At 73.8% G+C, this 17002-nt stretch carries 15 protein-coding genes; 7 read left to right on the forward strand and 8 right to left on the reverse strand.

Translation table 11 applies throughout. The annotated features are described in order from the left end of the window. The first annotated feature begins 83 nt into the window (after positions 1 to 83). Complete coding sequence (locus SXIN_RS20700) at positions 84 to 1631, forward strand: alpha/beta hydrolase family protein (RefSeq protein WP_019711389.1); 1548 nt, start codon at positions 84 to 86, stop codon at positions 1629 to 1631. 111 nt (positions 1632 to 1742) lie between these two features. Here the strand turns inward: SXIN_RS20700 and SXIN_RS20705 are convergent, their stop codons facing one another. The 4 genes from SXIN_RS20705 to SXIN_RS20720 form a co-directional block, all read right to left on the reverse strand. After that, complete coding sequence (locus SXIN_RS20705) at positions 1743 to 2411, reverse strand: hypothetical protein (RefSeq protein ID WP_095757347.1); 669 nt, start codon at positions 2409 to 2411, stop codon at positions 1743 to 1745. 113 nt (positions 2412 to 2524) lie between these two features. Continuing rightward, on the reverse strand, positions 2525 to 4384 hold the full coding sequence (locus SXIN_RS20710; RefSeq protein WP_019711388.1) for a glycoside hydrolase family 3 protein: 1860 nt from the start codon (positions 4382 to 4384) through the stop codon (positions 2525 to 2527). 760 nt (positions 4385 to 5144) lie between these two features. After that, positions 5145 to 5621, reverse strand: coding sequence for a hypothetical protein (locus tag SXIN_RS20715; RefSeq protein WP_039823926.1), 477 nt, complete (start codon positions 5619 to 5621; stop codon positions 5145 to 5147). Between the two features lie 127 nt (positions 5622 to 5748). After that, positions 5749 to 6687, reverse strand: a complete 939-nt coding sequence (locus SXIN_RS20720) for a hypothetical protein (protein ID WP_019711385.1) — start codon at positions 6685 to 6687, stop codon at positions 5749 to 5751. A 120-nt stretch (positions 6688 to 6807) separates the two neighbouring features. On the opposite strand from SXIN_RS20720, the gene SXIN_RS20725 reads away from it, so the two are divergent. Continuing rightward, complete coding sequence (locus tag SXIN_RS20725; RefSeq protein ID WP_019711384.1) at positions 6808 to 7824, forward strand: helix-turn-helix domain-containing protein; 1017 nt, start codon at positions 6808 to 6810, stop codon at positions 7822 to 7824. Between the two features lie 69 nt (positions 7825 to 7893). On the opposite strand, the gene SXIN_RS20730 is transcribed toward SXIN_RS20725, so the two are convergent. Next, positions 7894 to 8718 carry a sugar phosphate isomerase/epimerase family protein gene (locus SXIN_RS20730; RefSeq protein WP_095757348.1) on the reverse strand — a complete coding sequence of 275 codons (825 nt, stop codon included), beginning with the start codon at positions 8716 to 8718 and terminating at the stop codon, positions 7894 to 7896. Positions 8719 to 9022: 304 nt separating this feature from the next. Beyond that, the gene (locus SXIN_RS20735) at positions 9023 to 10078 is read right to left on the reverse strand and encodes a LacI family DNA-binding transcriptional regulator (RefSeq protein ID WP_095757349.1); all 1056 of its coding nucleotides are present in this window, start codon (positions 10076 to 10078) and stop codon (positions 9023 to 9025) included. Between the two features lie 235 nt (positions 10079 to 10313). Here SXIN_RS20735 and SXIN_RS20740 point away from each other — a divergent pair, with 235 nt between their 5' ends. From SXIN_RS20740 to SXIN_RS20760, 5 genes are all read left to right on the forward strand, one after another. After that, entirely contained in the window at positions 10314 to 11249 is a 936-nt protein-coding gene (locus SXIN_RS20740) for a DUF6807 domain-containing protein (RefSeq protein ID WP_095757350.1), read from the forward strand. Positions 11250 to 11466: 217 nt separating this feature from the next. Then, positions 11467 to 12618, forward strand: a complete 1152-nt coding sequence (locus tag SXIN_RS20745; protein WP_039817997.1) for a Gfo/Idh/MocA family protein — start codon at positions 11467 to 11469, stop codon at positions 12616 to 12618. Then, positions 12615 to 13793: a dihydrodipicolinate synthase family protein gene (locus tag SXIN_RS20750; RefSeq protein ID WP_095757351.1), complete on the forward strand. Its 1179-nt coding sequence runs from the start codon at positions 12615 to 12617 to the stop codon at positions 13791 to 13793. The genes SXIN_RS20745 and SXIN_RS20750 overlap by 4 nt, the downstream gene beginning before the upstream one ends. Continuing rightward, entirely contained in the window at positions 13790 to 14620 is an 831-nt protein-coding gene (locus SXIN_RS20755) for a sugar phosphate isomerase/epimerase family protein (protein ID WP_019711380.1), read from the forward strand. Before SXIN_RS20750 ends, SXIN_RS20755 begins: the two co-directional genes overlap by 4 nt. Before the next feature lie 181 nt (positions 14621 to 14801). Continuing rightward, on the forward strand, positions 14802 to 15314 hold the full coding sequence (locus SXIN_RS20760) for an ATP-binding protein (RefSeq protein WP_019711379.1): 513 nt from the start codon (positions 14802 to 14804) through the stop codon (positions 15312 to 15314). A gap of 17 nt (positions 15315 to 15331) precedes the next feature. Here SXIN_RS20760 and SXIN_RS20765 read toward each other — a convergent pair whose 3' ends face one another. Next, positions 15332 to 15481, reverse strand: coding sequence for a hypothetical protein (locus SXIN_RS20765; protein WP_157916321.1), 150 nt, complete (start codon positions 15479 to 15481; stop codon positions 15332 to 15334). Positions 15482 to 15854: 373 nt separating this feature from the next. Further along, complete coding sequence (locus SXIN_RS20770) at positions 15855 to 16790, reverse strand: ribokinase (protein WP_095757352.1); 936 nt, start codon at positions 16788 to 16790, stop codon at positions 15855 to 15857. Positions 16791 to 17002 lie beyond the last annotated feature (212 nt).

Below are 17002 nucleotides of genomic sequence, written 5' to 3' on the forward strand. Positions count from 1 at the left end.
CGGGCAGTCCCGCGCGCGGCGGTCTGGCGGACGGGCAGCCTCCCGGCTAGGTTCGCAGATTCACGCGAACCCAGGGAGGGCGGATGCGCAAGGCGTTGACGTGGCTGCCGGCGCTGGCGGTGTTCTTGGGCACCCTGAGCGCCGGAACGGCGCCGGCCGCCGCGAACACGGCCGCGGAGCCTTCCGGTGCGGGCACCGCGGGCACCGCGAGCACCGCGGGCCCCGGGGGCGGATCCGGCGGTTCCGGCGGAACCGGGAGCACTCGGAGCACCGAGAGCACCCGGAGCACCGAGAGCACCGAGAGCACCGACATCGAGGACCGGCTCCTCGCGATCCCGGGCATGAGCCTGGTGGAGGAGCAGCCGGTCGACGGCTACCGGTTCTTCGTCCTGGAGTACACCCAGCCGGTCGACCACCGCCGCCCGTACCTCGGCACCTTCCAGCAGCGGCTCACCCTGCTGCACAAGGCCACCGACCGGCCGGTGGTCTTCCACACCTCCGGCTACCACGTCTCCACCCGGCCCGGCCGCAGTGAGCCCACCCGGATCGTGGACGGCAACCAGGTCTCCCTGGAGTACCGCTACTTCACGCCCTCCCGGCCCGACCCGGCCGACTGGACCAAGCTGGACATCCGGCAGGGCGCCGACGACCAGCACCGCCTCTTCCGGGCCCTCAAGCGGATCTACCGCGCCAACTGGCTCTCCACCGGCGGCAGCAAGGGCGGCATGACCGCCACCTACTACCGCCGCTTCCACCCGGGCGACATGGACGGCACCATCGCCTACGTCGCGCCCAACGACGTCCGCAACCGCGAGGACTCCGCCTACGACCGGTTCTTCGAACAGGTCTCCACACCGGAGTGCCGGGCCGCGCTCAACGCCGTCCAGCGCGAGGCCCTCGTCCGCCGCGACGAGATCGTCGCCCGCTACGAGACCTGGGCCCGGCAGAACGGGGCCACCTTCACCACCGTGGGCAGTGCCGACAAGGCGTACGAGAACGTCGTCCTCGACCTGGTGTGGGCCTTCTGGCAGTACCAGTCGGAGGCGGACTGCGACGAGGTGCCCGAGCCCACGGCCTCCACCGACGCCCTCTACGCGTTCGTCGACGAGGTCTCCGGCTTCTCCTTCTACACCGACCAGGTCCTCGACGGGTACGCGCCGTACTTCTACCAGGCCGGGACCGAGCTGGGCTGGCCCTCCTTCCGCACCCCGCACCTCGACGGCCTGCTCCGCCACCCGGGCATCTACCAGCCGCGCAGCTACGTCCCCCGCGACATCCCGATGCGCTGGCGCGGCCGGGTGATGGACGACATCGACCGCTGGGTGCGCCACCGCGGCGAGCGGATGCTCTTCGTCTACGGCGAGAACGACCCGTGGGGCGCGGAGCGGTTCCGCCCCGGCAGGGGCTCGCGCGACGCGTACGTCTTCACCGCGCCCGGCGCCAACCACGGGGCGAACATCGCCGGGCTGACGGAGGCGGAGCGGGACAAGGCCACCGCGGAGGTCCTGGAATGGGCGGGGGTGGCCCCCGCCGCCGTCCGCCGCGACGCCTCGAAGGCCGAACCGCTGGCCGAGCGGGACGCGAAGCTCGACCGCAAGTCCGTCGAGCCGCGGAACGCCCTGCGCCCGTAGGCGCGGCGGGCGGAGGGCACGGAGCGGTACGGCACGGAGCGGCGGGAGGGCGGGCGCCGCCGCACGGCGAGGCGCCCGCCCGGCACGGGCACCCGGGCACCCACCCGGGCGTCAGAGGCGGCGGGCGCAGCCGGTCGGTTTGTCGCCGCCCAGCCGGACGTAGAGATCCGTCGACGCGGGGCAGTCCGAGCGCTTGGCGACCGCCTTGGTCACCTTGAACTCCGGCGCCGGCTCGGCCGATGGGGCGCAGCCGGTCTCCCGGACCTCGTTCTCCCGGGTCAGCCGGACGCAGTCGCCGGCGATCGTGCGCGGGCCGCCACCGCCGCCCGGGTCGCCCGGGTGCGGCGGCTTCAGGTTGCGCATACAGGCGTAGCCGCGCCGCGCCGTGGAGCCGGTGCCGCCGACGCCGTCCGGGCGTTCGGTGATGTGCAGCAGGAAGTCCGTGCGGGCCGGGCAGAGGGGGCCGTCCTCGGTGCCGCCGTGGAAGCGGAGCAGCACCCTGGCCACGGCCCGCTCGCCGGTGCACGGCACCTCGTCGAAGGAGCTGCGGCCGCGGGTGCTGCACTCGCCCTCGGCCAGGAAGACCACATTGGGCACGGACGGGCTCGCGGCGGCCTTGTCCTCGGGGCCGGCGCTCCGGCCGGTGCCGGACGGGCCGGACTGCCCGCAGGCGGCGGTCAGGATGAGCGGAAGGGCGAGCAGGGCGCTCAGCGCGGCACGTCGCGCCCCTCGCGCGGCCCGTGCCGTCGCCGGTCTCCCGCTCTGTCGTCGTGCGCGCATGGGCTCATCATCCCCCCTCGGCCGGGCGCGGCCCGCGGGGGCGGACGCACGCCCGGCGGCGGCGGGGCTTTTGCGGCGTACCGTCCGGGGATGCGCCCCGGACGTCGTAGGGATCAGTACGACAAGCCGTGGCCGATCGGGTACAGCACCTGCGCCGGGTCGTCCGCGTCGGGGACCGGGACGGGCAGCCGTCCGGTGGGGCCGACCCGGCCCGCGATCACCCGGGCGGCGGCGCGCATCTCCCCGTCCGTCCAGGAGTAGCTCGCCAGCGAGGCCGCCACCCCGTCGAGCCGGGCGATGTCGTACGGATTGCGGATCGCCAGATGGACCACGGGCACGCCGGTCGCGACGAGTTCGGAGACCAGGGTGCGCTGCGGGGACGTGGCGCTCACGTTGTAGGTGGCCACCACCACCGCGTCCCGGCCGGCCGCCGCGGCCACGGCCCGGTCGATCAGCTCCCGGGTCGGGGTGATGCCGGTGGAAAGCGCGGTGGCGGTGAAGCCCAGCCCGGTGAGGGTCCGGGCGAGGACGGCGGTGGGCGGGCCGCCGGTGGCGGAGGGGGCGGCCGGGTCGGCGCCCACCACCAGCAGGTCGTTCCGCCCGCGGCGGTCGAGGGGGAGCGTGCGGCGGCGGCCGCCGGTCCGCCGGTTGAGGAGGAGGGTGGTGGTGCGGTCGGCGATCCGCTGCGCCGCCCGCAGATGGGGCGGGATGCCGACGGTGCGGTCGACGCCCGCGTGCGTCACGTACGGCTCGTCGAAGAGGCCCCGGCGCTGCTTGAGCTCCAGGATGCGCAGCAGTGAGACGTCGATGCGCTCCTCGCTGATCTCGCCGCTCTCCACGGCCGCCAGCACGGCGTTGTAGGCGAGCCGGAAGTCCGGCGGGTTGAGGAGCTGGTCGACGCCGGCCTTGAGGGCGAGCACGGGCACCCGGTCGTCGCCGTACTTCTGCCGGACGCCCGCCATGTCGAGGGCGTCGGTCACCACGACGCCGTCGTAGCCGAGGCGTTCCCGCAGGATGCCGGTGAGGATCGGCCGGGAGAGGGTCGCCGGGTCCTCCGCCGGGTCGAGGGCGGGGACGACCAGATGGGCCGTCATGATCGAGTCGACGCCGGCGGCGATGGCGGCACGGAACGGCGGCGCGTCGAGCCGCTGCCACTCCTCCTCGCTGTGGGTGATGACGGGCAGGCCGGTGTGACTGTCCGTCTGGGTGTCGCCGTGGCCCGGGAAGTGCTTGGCGGTGGCCGCGACGCGAGCGCTCTGATAGCCCCTCACCTGGGCGGCCACCAGCCGGGCGACGGACTGCGGGTCGGCGCCGAAGGACCGGACGCCGATGACCGGGTTGGCCGGGTTGACGTTGACGTCGGCGACCGGCGCGTAGTCCTGCCGGATGCCCATGGCCGCCAGTTCGGAACCGGAGAGGTACGCGGCCTTCCGGGCGTCCTCCCGCGAACCGTCCGCGCCGAGCGCCATCGCGCCGGGCAGCAGGGTCGCGGGCGCCCCCACGCGGGCCACGAGACCGTGCTCCTGGTCGGTGGAGACGAGCAGCGGGAGGGGGGTGGGCTGAGCGAGGCCCGCGCGCTGGATGCCGTTGGAGAGACCGGCGATCTGGTGCGGGTCGCGGACGTTGTGCGCCCAGGCGAAGTAGATGATGCCGCCGACGTGGTACTCGGAGATCAGTTCGGCCGCGGTGGAGACCCCGATCTCCTTGCGGTTGGCGGCGGCGTCGGCGGGGTCGGGATCGGTCGCGGAGTGCCCGTACACCCGCATGACGAACAACTGGCCGACCTTCTCGCGCAGGCTCATCCCGGAGATGAGTCTGCGGAGTCTCTTCCGGTCGACCGGGTGGTGACCGGGGGAGTGACCCGGCGGGTGGGCCGGCCCGGCGGCGAAGACCTCGCCGGCGCCGGTGGCGGCGAGCGCCGCCGCTGCGGCGGTGGCGGTGAGCAGGGTGCGGCGGGACGGGGAACGGTGCACGGTGCGCTCCTTCCGTACGGAGGTGGCGGGCGCCGGCGGCCCGGGCGGACGGGCCGGGCAGGGCGGAGGGGCCGGTGTCCGGAGCGGGATGGCGGGCGGGGAGACGGACTCCGACGGTCCGGTGGTCCGACGGTCCGGCGGGTGAAGGAAACTTCCAGCCGTCAACGGATATCCGGAAAGTTTCCGCCAGTCAATGGCCCCGTGCGCGGCGTGCGCCCGTACGGGGTCGTGGGGCGGCCGCATGCCGGCGGCGGTGCGGAGGCCCACCGCGGGCGGCGGGCCGGTACCGTCAGGCGGCCGGCCCGCGCGGATCGGGCGCGCCGGTGGCGCCGCAGCGCGCCGACCGCCCGATGGCGGGGGCCGCTGCCCGCGGCCGTCAGTGCGGGGAGGACCCCGGGCAGCGGACCGCGGGCCGCCCGTGGGAACTCCGTGACGGAGGGCGGCTCGGAGGGCCGGCCCCGCAGACCCTCCGCGCCGTCCCCTGCGGGTATGGGCGCGGCCCTCGATCAGCTGGGTGAACGAGAGGACCGCGGGAGGGCACGCCGGACACCGCGAGGCCGACGGTGGCGGTGCGGTGCGGTTCGGTGCGGTGGGGTGGGGTGCGGTGTGGTCGGGATCTCGCGGAGGACGGATCGCTTCTTGTGCCGTCGGGGAAGCACAGAAATGTGGTGGCGGTGCCTGGTTGAACCGGCTCCGGCCCAGCGGTGGTTCACCGGTGGGCCAGAGCCGGATGCGTGCGCTCAGCTGTGAGACTGCGCGGTCACGTCGCCCAGCGGTCGCAGTTGTTGGAGCCCGGGGCCACCCAGCGGTGGGAGCTGATGGCGTCGTTCGCGCCACCTTCCTTGTCGATGTTGTTGTGGAACTCGTCGTTGTTGAGGTTGGAGGCGTAGGCCTCATTCCTTGACAGACAGATGTGCCCACCCGCCCAGTCCTGTCCGGTTCCGTTGAAGAACTGGACTTCGTAGCTGTTCCCCTTGTTCAGGATCGAGGACGCCACGTTGGTGTCGCCGCCCTGGAAGGGCCCGGAGCTGTTGCCCCAGTTCGAGTCCCAGCTCGCGGAGTTGCCGATGTGACCCTCACAGTAGGCGTGCTTGTAGGCGTACATGTACCCGGCTTTCGCCGCCGTGTAATTGTCGCTGCAGGTCGCGGTCGCGGCCGCCTGCGCGGTTGTCGCGGGGGCTGTCGCTCCGAGGCCCGCGAGGGTGAGAGTCGCCAGAACGGCAGGGATTTTACGCATGGTGGGTCGTTCTCCTTCGACAGGGTGCTGTGTGGGATTCCGTAGCTGTGATGCTTCGGAAAACTTGGGTGATCCGGGAAATCTGGGAAATCTGGGAGGCCGGGGGACAGCCGGCGCTCTGGTGGCCTCAGGCTTCTGAGCCGATGACGTCCTTGGCCCGCGCCAGTGCGGCCAGTCTCATGCGCTGATAGGTCGCGATTTCTTCGCTGTACCGCCGGAGCTTCTTGCTGCGGTATTCACGCTCGAGGGAGCGCGCCGTCTCACCCAGGGACGTTTCCACGGCGCACGTGGCTTCGGCGACCGCCAGTTCCACCTCGGTGGCGTGTGCCTGTCCGGGGCTCAACCCCTTGATGAGCGCGTACCGTTTCTCGCGGATCTCGTCAGGGCCGGCATAGGCGTGGCCCGCCTCGCGCATACACCGTGACCATGCCTCGACCGCGTTCACCAAACGCTTGTCCTTGACGAGGTCCGGTACGTAAAGAGGTGTCAGGCTGGTGGCGGTCTTCTTGACGCGGAACCAGGTCGCGGGATCGCCGTAAAGTCGCTCCCGGGTCTCGGCCCAGCAGCCCTCGCGGGGGGTCTGAACGGTGCCGCCCGCGGGCAGTTCGACCGACAGCACGCCCTTCGAGGGGTCACCGTCGAGAGTCCTGGAGTAGCGGATGCGCTCCGCTTCCGGGAGCGCGTTGGCGTACGCGGCATTCGGGTCGTTCAGACGGGCCTTCTCGGACTTCTTCTCAAGCTGTCCGCCGTAGCCGTACTTGCGTGCCCATTCGACATCGGTCAGAACGTAACGTCCACCCTTCAGATCGTCGACCGTCGGCAGCGGCCCGATCCAGTACGAGAATCCCGCCTTTTTCATGCATTCCTTGGTGAGGATCTGCTCGGCGCGCTGGACCAGTATGTGCTCGGCGTCGGTCAATTCCCGTTCCGGGACGCCGGGTCCGGCGGTGTCGTGCGGCTGGCCGGATCCGGCCGGATCGTCCGTCGCCGCGCTACAGCCGGCGGTGGTGACGGCGACGCCGATGAACAGGACACTCGCACAGACGGAACCGGATATGCGTCTCATGCCCGTTGAGCCCCCGTTTATCGCGTCCACATCTCTGCGCCCTACGATCGCCCGGCCGACGGCGCTGAACCAACCTTGTTGCGCTGCAGGGCAAAAGGGCAGTTCATGAGGGAGAACGAGATGCTCCGCATACATTTCAGTGAGGTTGACCTGGCCAGAACCAGGATCGCGGCCGCTCCGGATCCGCTCTGGGAGATCACCGCGAGTCTGCACCGGCTGCAGTCCCGGAAGGGCCGGTGGGCCTACGCCGGGTGGTATCGCACCGCCCGGGAGCAGCTGCGGGAGAAAGGGCTGGAGCGACTCGTACGCAGCGTGCTGCTGCCGTTGTATCCAAGGGCCGCGTATTTTCCGGACTTTCTGACTCCGGCCCAGGGAGGGGGCGACTTGGCTGCAGGAACGGAGTCGGTGCTGGCCACGTCTCCGCAACGGGTCCTGAAGGAGATGGCCATCCTCGATCGGACCATCGGAGCTCCGTCGTGGGCCGGGCAGCTGGCCCGGCTGGAGGTGCGCAAGGAGTTCATGGGGATGTTGCGCGTGTACTACGAGTGCGTCCTCGTCCCGCACAAGGAACAGGTGCAGACGCGTATCGAGGCGGAGCGGGCGGCACGCTGCCGTGGGCTCCTCGAGGGTGGAGTGGAGGGCATGCTCGCGGGACTCGGGCCCCTGCTGCGCTGGCGCTCTCCGGTCCTGGAGGTCGCTTACACCAAGCAGGCCGGTGACCGGGACCTGTATCTGGACGGTCGTGGGCTCACGCTCGTCCCTTCGTACTTCAACTGGGCCGAGCCCGTCGCCTTCGCCGACCCGGAACTGCCGCCCGTGCTCTGGTACTCGCTGCTCCATGAGCCGGACACACCGGACGGCTCCGTGGGCCCCGATGCTTCGGGGCGGTCCCTGACCGCCCTGCTCGGGCGTGCCCGGGCGGTCGCCCTGTACGCCGCGTCCGCCGGCGCCACGACCGGCGAGATCGCCCGCGCCGCCGGAGTCTCGGCCTCCTCCGCCAGCAGGCACGCCACCGCGTTGCGCGACGCGGGACTCGTCACCAGCGTCCGCCATGGCCCGACCGTGCTGCACACCCTCACACCGGCGGGGGTGTCCGTACTCCGGGCAGCCGGTGAGGCGGGCCGTCGGGCGAGGTGACAGCCGAACTGCTCCTCCCGGCTTCCGGCGCCGGGTTACGGAAGGGGGGCGGCCGGGACGGCGGCCCCCTCAGGCGGACTGGGTCAGCAGTCCCAGCAGATGATCGCGGGCCGGTGCCAGCAGCCCCGGCAGCTCCGGAGACCGCGGGTACCAGCGCTTCTCGTACTCCCAGCACAGCCAGCCGGCGCCCGCGTCCGGGCGGGTCTCCGCCGCGTCCTGCCGGGTGAGCAGGTCCACGCACTCGGCGAGGGGCAGCGCGCCCGCGCCGAGCGGCAGCGGGTTGGTGTCCTCCACCGACGCGATGTCCTTGACCTGGACGTATCCGAGGTGCGGGGCGAGCACGGCGTAGGTCGTCTCCGGGTCCTCACCGGCCAGCCAGGGGTGCATCACGTCCCAGATCGCGCCGACGGACGCGTGCCCGACCAGGCCGAGCACGCGCGCCGTGTCGGCGCCGCGGCGGTGCGAGTCGTGGGTCTCCAGGAGGAGGGCGACGCCCAGGTCGGCGGCGCGCGGGGCGGCGGCTCCCAGACGGCGTGCGGCGGCCGCGTCGGCTTCCTGCTCGGTCGGCTGGTCCACCCCGCCGGGGAACACCCGTACGTACGGGGCGCCCAGGTCGTGGGCGAGGGCGAGCAGCCCGTGCAGTTCGTCGACGACGGTCTCGTCGTCGCCGGGTGCCGCGACGCGGGTGTAGCCGGCGGCGCTCAGGATCCGCACCCCGGCGTCCTGGAAGCGGCGCACGGTCTCCTTGCGGACCTCGGCGCCCACCCCGGGGTGCACGGGCTCGTCGGGGTGGACGCGGAGTTCCACGCCGTGGAAGCCGCTGTCCGCGGCGAGCCGCGCCACCTCGGAGATCTCCATCCCGGGGACACCGAGGGTCGAGAAGGCGAGTTGCACGGCGGCTCCTGGGGCGTGTCGGTCGGGCGGGGCGGCAGGGGGCGGGCACCGCACGGTGTGCGTCCGTACTGCTACCCGTGCTGCCATCCGTACCGCGTTCGTGCGGACATATGACGAGTGCCCGGGGTCGGCGCGGCCATGCCGGACAGGTCCGCGTGCCGGTCCGGCACGGCGGTCCCCGACGGCGGTCCCGGACGGTGGCCCGGGGCGATGAACTCGGTGCTTGCGTGCCGGCCGCGGACGGGCGGGCACCCCACCCGGGCGCACGCCCCCGCGCACGCCCCAGGCGGCACCCGGGCGCCGGTCAGCGCGGCGGGGCGGTCGAGGCGCGGACCATGAGCTCGGCCCGGATGGTGGCCACACCGCCGGGCGGTGCCGTCTCCCGGTCCATCGCCAGCCGCCCCGCGCGGGCCCCGGCGTCCTGGAGCGGCAGCCGCACCGTCGTCAGTGCGGGGACGGCGTCCGCGCTGAAGGGCAGATCGTCGAAGCCGGCCACGGAGACGTCCTCCGGGATGCGCAGCCCCCGGTCGCGGAGGGCGGCGAAGGCGCCGAGGGCGATGGTGTCGTTCGCGGCGACGACCGCCGTCAGCCCGGGCTCCCTGCGCAGCAGTTCGAGGGTGGCGTCGTAGCCGGAGGCGCGGTCGAAGGAACCGTGCACGGTCAGCCGCTCCGAGCCCCCGGTGAGCCCGGCGGTGGCGAGGGCCGCGCGGTGTCCCTCCAGCCGGTGCCGGGTGGTGGTCCGGTCCGGCGGCCCGGTGACATAGCCGATGCGGCGGTGGCCCAGGGCGAGCAGGTGTTCGGTCAGTCGCTGGGCGCCGCCCCGGTTGTCGAAGGCCAGGGTGGTGACGGCGGGTTCCCCGTCCCCGCTGTGCGGCAGCGGCGGCCGTCCGCAGAGGACGACGCGGGTGCCCGCGGCGGTCAGCCGGCCGAGCTTGGCCGCCACGGCCGCGGCGTGATCCGCGCCCTCCGCGGCGCCGCCGGTGACGACCACGGCGGCGGCCCGCTGGCGCTGGAGCAGCGTGAGGTAGGTGAGCTCCCGCTCGGGGGAGCCGCCGGTGTTGCAGACCACGGCCAGCTTCCCGCCGCCCCCGGGGAGGCCGGCGATCTCCGACTGCACGGCCCCCGCGATGATCCCGAAGAACGGGTCGGCGATGTCGTTGACGAGGATGCCGACCAGGTCGGAGGTGGCCGCGGCCAGGGCGCTGGCCGGCCCGTTCACCACGTAGTCCAACTCGTTCACCGCCCGCAGCACCCGCGCCCGGGTGGCCTCGGAGACCGGGTAGTTGCCGCTGAGCACTCTGGAGACCGTGGCCGAGGAGACCTTGGCGTGTGCCGCCACATCCGCCAGAGTCACTGCCATCTGTTCCTCCGTGTCGCCGCCGGACGGTGCCCGGGACCACCTGCGGTCCCCCGGGGGCATGCTCTCACCCCCGCGGGGCGCTGAGCACCGGGCCGGTCGATTGCGGGCCGGGTCTTGTCCGGGCCCGCGCGCTCTGCCTAGGGTCCGGGAAAGCGCTTTCCGCGCTGTCCTCCCCCCTTCCGTCCCCGTTTCCGTCCTGCCCGCCGCCCCCGGGCATCACCTCCCTCGGAGAACGATGAGCGCGCCTCTCACCGTCACCCATGTCCACGGCGACCGGATCTCCGTCGCCTGCGGTGACGTCGAACTGATGGCCTATGTCTACCGCCCCGACCCGGAACCCTACGAGTCACGCAAGCCGTACGCCCACCCGCTGCGCACCCTGGCCGGGCACACCGTCACCGGCTACCGCCCCAACGACCACCGCTGGCACAAGGGCCTCCAGCTGACCGCCAGCCATCTCTCCCACCAGAACTTCTGGGGCGGCAACTCCTACATCCACGGCCGGGGGTACCGGCGCATCCCCGAACGGGTCGGCTCCATGCGGCACGACGGGTTCGACCGGGTCGGGGCCGACGGCGGCCGGGCGTCCTTCACCGAGCGGCTGACCTGGGTCGCGCACGGGGGAGAGGAGTGGGTGCGGGAGGCGCGGACCGTCTCGGCGCACTCCGCCGACCCGCAGGCGGGCTGCTGGGCCCTCGACTGGTCGACCCGGCTCACCAACATCCGCACGGAACCGCTGGAGTTCGGGTCCCCGACCACGGCCGGCCGCGAGATGGCCGGCTACACCGGCCTGCACTGGCGCGGCCCGCGCGACCTCACCGGCGGTGACGTGCTCGGCCCCGGCGGGCGGGGCGGCCCGGGAGAGGCCGGGGCCGCCGACATGATGGGCACCCGCGCGCCCTGGCTGGCCTTCACCGGGGAGCACGACGCCGTCGACGCGCGGAGCACGGTCGTCTTCGCGCACGCGCCGGAGAACGACCGCGCGATCCACGCGTCGCACTGGTTCGTCCGCTCCGAGCCGGCCCCGAGCGTCGCCTTCTCCTGGGCGTTCTTCGAGGAGTTCACGCTGGAGCCGGGCGAGAGCTGCGGCTACCGCTACCGGCTGCTGATCGCGGACGGGGCGTGGGACCGGGACCGGATCGAGGGGCGTCTGGCGGCGCTGGACTGGTGACCGCCGGCGGGCCGGGCGGGCGCCGCCGGGGAGGCCCGCCGGTGCGAACGGACGTGCGGTCGGGGTCGCGTGCTCCGCCGGCCGACTTGTGGGGACCGCGCGGGCCGGTTAGCGTCATGTCGTAGAAAGCGCTTGCTGCCGGACCCGCGCCCACTGGTGCCGCGCGGGGACGGGCCGCGCGGGGCGGCGGAGCAGGGGTGGGAGAGGGGACGGTCGAGTGACACGCACGACGGTACGCATCGCCATGAACGGGGTGACCGGCCGGATGGGCTACCGGCAGCACCTCCTGCGCTCGGTGCTCGCCCTCCGCGAGCAGGGCGGCCTGGAGCTGGACGACGGGACGGCCATCTGGCCGGAGCCCGTGCTCGTCGGCCGCCGCGAGCACGCCCTGCGGGCCATCGCCGAGCGGCACGGCCTGGAGCACTGGACCACCGACCTCGACGGCGTCCTCGCCGACCCGGCCACCGACGTCTACTTCGACGCCCAGCTCACCTCGGCCCGCGAGGCGGCCGTGCGGAAGGCGATCGCCGCCGGCAAGCACGTCTACTGCGAGAAGCCGGCCGCCGGGGATCTCGGCGGGGCCCTGGAGCTGGCGCGGCTGGCCCGGGAGGCCGGGGTCAAGCACGGCGTCGTCCAGGACAAGATCTTCCTCCCGGGCCTGCGCAAGCTGAAGCGGCTCGTCGACGGCGGCTTCTTCGGCGAGATCCTGTCCGTCCGCGGCGAGTTCGGCTACTGGGTGTTCGAGGGCGACTGGCAGCCCGCGCAGCGCCCCTCCTGGAACTACCGCGCGCAGGACGGCGGCGGCATCGTCATGGACATGTTCCCGCACTGGGAGTACGTGCTGCACGAGCTGTTCGGCCCCGTGCGGAGTGTGCAGGCCGAGGTCGTCACGCACGTTCCGCGCCGCTGGGACGAGCGCGGCAAGCCGTACGAGGCCACGGCCGACGACGCCGCCTACGGCATCTTCCGCCTCGACGGCGGTGCCGTCGCCCAGATCAACTCCTCCTGGGCGGTGCGCGTCCACCGCGACGAGCTGGTCGAGTTCCAGGTCGACGGCACGGAGGGCTCGGCCGTCGCCGGGCTGCGCGGCTGCCGCGCGCAGCACCGCTCGGCCACCCCGAAGCCCGTGTGGAACCCGGACCTGCCGGCGACCGAGTCCTTCCGCGACCAGTGGCAGGAGGTGCCGGACAACGAGGAGTTCGACAACGGCTTCAAGGCCCAGTGGGAGCTCTTCCTGCGCCATGTGGTGCTGGACGAGCCCTGGAGCTGGGACCTCCTCGCCGGGGCCCGCGGTGTGCAGCTCGCCGAACTCGGCCTGCGGTCGGCCGCCGAGGGCCGTCGCCTCGACGTGCCGGAGCTGTCGCTGTGAGCCTCGACCTGCCCGCCGCCGGGGGCGCGTTCCGGGCGTACGAGCCGCGCCGCGCGCCTGCCCCGGCCGTGCTCGCGCGGGGCGCGGGGAGCCCGCCGGACGCGCCGCGTTCCCGTACCGTCTACGCCGCCGCCCATGTCGTCGCCGACCCCTTCGCGGACACCGCGCCGGACGGCCCGGCCGCCGTCGACTGGGAGGCCACCCTGGCCTTCCGGCACCACCTCTGGTCGCACGGCCTCGGGGTCGCCGAGGCCATGGACACCGCGCAGCGCGGCATGGGCCTGGACTGGCCCCGCGCCGCCGAGCTGATCCGCCGCTCCGCCGCCGAGGCGCGTGCCGCGGGGGGCCGGATCGTGTGCGGCGCGGGCACCGACCAGCTCACCGGCCCGGACGCCGGCCCGTCCGCCGTCCGGGCCGCGTACGAGGAACAGCTCGCGATGGTCGAGGAATCGGGCGCACGGGCCGTCCTGATGGCCTCCCGCGCCCTGGCCGCCGCCGCGCGCGGCCCCGAGGACTACCTGGAGCTCTACGGGCATCTCCTGCGGCAGGCGCGGGAGCCGGTGATCCTGCACTGGCTCGGCCCCATGTTCGACCCGGCGCTGGAGGGTTACTGGGGCAGCGCCGACCTGGACGCCGCCACGGACACCTTCCTCGACGTGATCGGGGCCCACCCGGGCAAGGTGGACGGGGTGAAGGTGTCCCTGCTCGACGCCGGACGCGAGACCGCCCTGCGCCGGCGGCTGCCGGAGGGCGTCCGCTGCTACACCGGCGACGACTTCCACTACCCCGGACTCATCGCGGGCGACCAACACGGCTTCAGCCACGCGCTGCTGGGCGTCTTCGACCCGATCGGCCCGCTCGCCGCCGAGGCGGTGCGCGTCCTGGACACCGGTGACACCGCCGGCTACCGCGCCCTGCTCGACCCGACCGTTCCCCTCTCGCGGCACCTCTTCGCCGCCCCGACCCGCTACTACAAGACCGGCGTGGTGCTGCTGGCCTGGCTCGCGGGCCACCAAGACCACTTCACGATGGTCGGCGGCCTCCAGTCGGCACGCTCGCTGCCCCACCTGGCCCGGGCCTACGAACTGGCCGACGGGCTCGGCCTGTTCCCGGACCCGGAGCTGGCCGAGCACCGGATGCGCACCCTCCTCGCCCTCCACGGAGCCGCCCGGTGAACGGCCTCGAACGGTTCAGCCTCAACCAGGAGACCATCCGCCAGTGGTCGCTCCCCGACCTGGCCGAGGGGTGCGCCGAGGCGGGTGTACGGCGCGTGGGACTGTGGCGCGCGCCGGTGCGGGCGTACGGAGTGGAGCGCGCGGCACGGCTGATGCGCGAGGCCGGACTGACGGTCAGCAGCCTCTGCCGGGGCGGCTTCCTCACCGCCACCGACCCGGCGGACCGGGCCGCCGCGCTCGCCGACAACCGCGCCGCCGTGGACGAGGCCGCCGCCCTGGGCACCGACACCCTCGTCCTGGTGTGCGGAGGACTGCCGGAAGGGAGCCGCGACCTGTGCGCGGCACGGGAACGGATCGCCGACGCGCTGGCCGAACTGGTGCCCTACGCGGCCGAACGCGGGGTGCGGCCGGCCATCGAACCCCTGCACCCCATGTTCGCCTCGGACCGGTGCGTGGTCTCCACCCTCGCCCAGGCGCTCGACATGGCCGAGCGCTTCCCCGCCGACCGGATGGGCGTGGTGGTGGACACCTACCACCTGTGGTGGGACGACACCGTGCCCCGACTGATCGAGCGGGCGGGCGCGTCGGGCCGCATCGCCGCCTTCCAGCTCGCCGACTGGATCACCCCGCTGCCCGAGGGCGTGCTGCTGGGCCGGGGCCAGCTCGGCGACGGCTGCGTCGATCTGCGCGGGTTCCGCGAACGGGTGGACGCGGCGGGCTACACCGGGCCGGTGGAGGTGGAGATCTTCAACCCCGCGCTGTGGGCGCGCGACGGCGCGGAGGTGCTGGCGGAGACCACGGAACGCTACCGCCGGCTGGTCGCGTAGCGGCGGGGGCCACCGGCCGCACGGGGGCGGTGCCGCGCGGCGGGCCGGCCGCGGGTGACGGACCGTCAACCAGCGCATGCGGCACCACCGTCGGCCGGAGGGATCTTCCGGGCTCCCGATGGGTACAGCAGGTAGCGGACCGATCGCACAGAGCGACGGTATTCGGAAAGGTGCCACCTGCATGACGGAGACAAGCGACCGGACCGGCGGCGTAGAGACCCGTTTCCCGCGCCACCCCCGCAGCGTGGGACGCGCCCGCGCGGTCCTGCGGGCCCAGCTGTCGGCCTGGGGTGTGGAAGGGGACGCGGCGGACAGCGCGGAACTGCTGATCTCCGAACTGATGACCAACGCCGTGCGGCACGGGCGGGTTCCGCACGGGCGGGAGATCGAGGCCCGCTTCGCGCTGACCGGGCGTCTGCTGCGGCTGGAGGTCTCGGACGCGAGCGACCGGCTGCCCGTGCCCGCGCAGGCCGGAACCGAGGCGGAGGGCGGCCGGGGGCTGGCCCTGGTGGCGGCGCTGGCCCACGACTGGGGTGTCCGGCCCCGCGAGGGAGTCGGCAAGTGCGTCTGGGCGCTGCTCGAACTGGCGGGCGCACCCGGGCCGGTGTCCGTCCGGGCGGCCGCTCCGCCTCCCGCCCCCTCGGCGCCTCCGGCTCGCGCCGTGGAGGCCCGTACCGCGAGGCGGCGTTGCTGAGGACCGTCCGGCAGTTCTCAGTGCCGCTTGCCCCGCCGCTTGGCGAGGGCGGCGGCCGCGATGGGCAGCCCGGTGTTGATCGCGCGGGTGACCTTGGAGGTGGGAATGCCCGTCTTCTTGGAGACGGCCCGGGCCAGGGGATCGGTGATCTTCCGGAGAAACATCATGTCCTCAACGGTGCGTCCGGACTGCGCGAAGGGCATAGGGGCAGCTCACGGCGGATGCGAGCGGTGCCGGGAAAGAAAAGAAGAATACTTATGAGTAGCCGTGCAACCCTTTCCGGGCCTCGGCTGTCGTATTGGGCGTCGGGCTTCCCGGGGGGAAATCTGGGGGGATTCTCAGGGGGGACCGTCGTGGGGGGACCCGAGGGTGCCCGGTCTGGCGACCGGGCACCCTCGATACCGTTACCGGCGTTTCCGCCCCCGCTCCCCGCTCTCTCCCGCCGCATCCGGTTCCGTTCGGGTCCGGCGGGCCCGTGCCGGACACCTCCGGCCGTCGGTCCCCTCACCACCGCCGGCACCGCCGGCGCCACCCGGACCGTCAGTTCCCGTCCGCCGGCAGGGCATCGGGCAGTACGGCCAGATCCCCGGCCCGCGGGAAAGAGCTCTGCGCTCCGGCGCGGGCGCAGGCGGCCGAGCCGACCCGCACCGCGTACCGCACGGCCGTCTCCAGGCCGTCGCCCGCGCTGAGCCGCCAGGCCAGGGCGCCCGTGAAGGCGTCGCCCGCCCCCGTGGTGTCCACCACCGCCACCCGCGGCGCGGGCACCGTCACCACGCCGTTCCGGTCGGCGGCCAGCGCGCCGGCCGCGCCCAGGGTGACCACCACCGAACGCGGGCCGCGGGAGAGCAGCGCGGAGGCCCAGGCGGCCGGCTCCTCCGCCTCGGCGGCCGGATGGCCGGCGAGCAGGGCCAGCGCCTCGTGCTCGTTGACGACGAGCGGGTCGCAGGCCGCGAGGACCTGCGGCGGCAGCTGCGCGGGTGGCGACGCGTTGAGCACCAGCCGGGCGCCGGGTGCGCGCGACCGCACGGCCTCCGCCACCGCCGCCATCGGGATCTCCAGTTGCGCCGAGACGACCCGGGCGGAGGCCAGCAGGCTGCCGGCGGCGCGGATGTCCCCGGGCTCCAGCCGGGCGTTGGCGCCGGGGGAGACGACGATGCTGTTGTCGCCCGCCGCGTCCACCGTGATGACCGCGACCCCCGTCGGCTCCTCGCCGACGAGCACGCCCACCGTGTCGACCCCCGCCGCGCGTTGCGCGTCGAGCAGCAGCCGCCCGTAGGCGTCGCCGCCGACCCGGGCCAGCAGGGCGGTGCGCGCTCCGAGGCGCGCCGCGGCGACGGCCTGGTTGGCGCCCTTGCCGCCGGGGTGGACGGCCAGGTCGGAGCCGAGCACCGTCTCCCCCGCCCCCGGGCGCCGGTCGACTCCGATCACGAGATCGGCGTTGGCCGAGCCCACGACCAGCAGGTCGTAGCCAAGCATGTGATGTCTCCCCCTCTGCCGGAGGCCGCCCCGGGCGGATGGACGGCGGTAGTCCTTCGGTCTGTCGGTACGGCCAGCTTGACCCATTCCGGAAGCTGTTGGGGGCAAGTCTCCGTGAACGGGCCCGTCCCTCCCCGTCCGGGCGCGTCCGGCGGGGTGTGCCGGGTTGTCCACGGGCGGCCCGTGGTGTCGGCGGTCGGCGGTACCGTCGC

This window comes from Streptomyces xinghaiensis S187, from assembly GCF_000220705.2.
GTDB lineage: Bacteria > Actinomycetota > Actinomycetes > Streptomycetales > Streptomycetaceae > Streptomyces > Streptomyces xinghaiensis.

What these genes read in the sequence shown, in the direction of transcription:
- SXIN_RS20700 (WP_019711389.1), top strand. Translation starts at nt 84, where the DNA reads ATGCGCAAGGCGTTGACGTGGCTGCCGGCGCTGGCGGTGTTCTTGGGC.
- SXIN_RS20720 (WP_019711385.1), bottom strand. Translation starts at nt 6,687, where the DNA reads ATGAGACGCATATCCGGTTCCGTCTGTGCGAGTGTCCTGTTCATCGGC.
- SXIN_RS20740 (WP_095757350.1), top strand. Translation starts at nt 10,314, where the DNA reads ATGAGCGCGCCTCTCACCGTCACCCATGTCCACGGCGACCGGATCTCC.
- SXIN_RS20760 (WP_019711379.1), top strand. Translation starts at nt 14,802, where the DNA reads ATGACGGAGACAAGCGACCGGACCGGCGGCGTAGAGACCCGTTTCCCG.
- SXIN_RS20705 (WP_095757347.1), bottom strand. Translation starts at nt 2,411, where the DNA reads ATGCGCGCACGACGACAGAGCGGGAGACCGGCGACGGCACGGGCCGCG.
- SXIN_RS20715 (WP_039823926.1), bottom strand. Translation starts at nt 5,621, where the DNA reads ATGCGTAAAATCCCTGCCGTTCTGGCGACTCTCACCCTCGCGGGCCTC.
- SXIN_RS20735 (WP_095757349.1), bottom strand. Translation starts at nt 10,078, where the DNA reads ATGGCAGTGACTCTGGCGGATGTGGCGGCACACGCCAAGGTCTCCTCG.
- SXIN_RS20725 (WP_019711384.1), top strand. Translation starts at nt 6,808, where the DNA reads ATGCTCCGCATACATTTCAGTGAGGTTGACCTGGCCAGAACCAGGATC.
- SXIN_RS20765 (WP_157916321.1), bottom strand. Translation starts at nt 15,481, where the DNA reads ATGATGTTTCTCCGGAAGATCACCGATCCCCTGGCCCGGGCCGTCTCC.
- SXIN_RS20770 (WP_095757352.1), bottom strand. Translation starts at nt 16,790, where the DNA reads ATGCTTGGCTACGACCTGCTGGTCGTGGGCTCGGCCAACGCCGATCTC.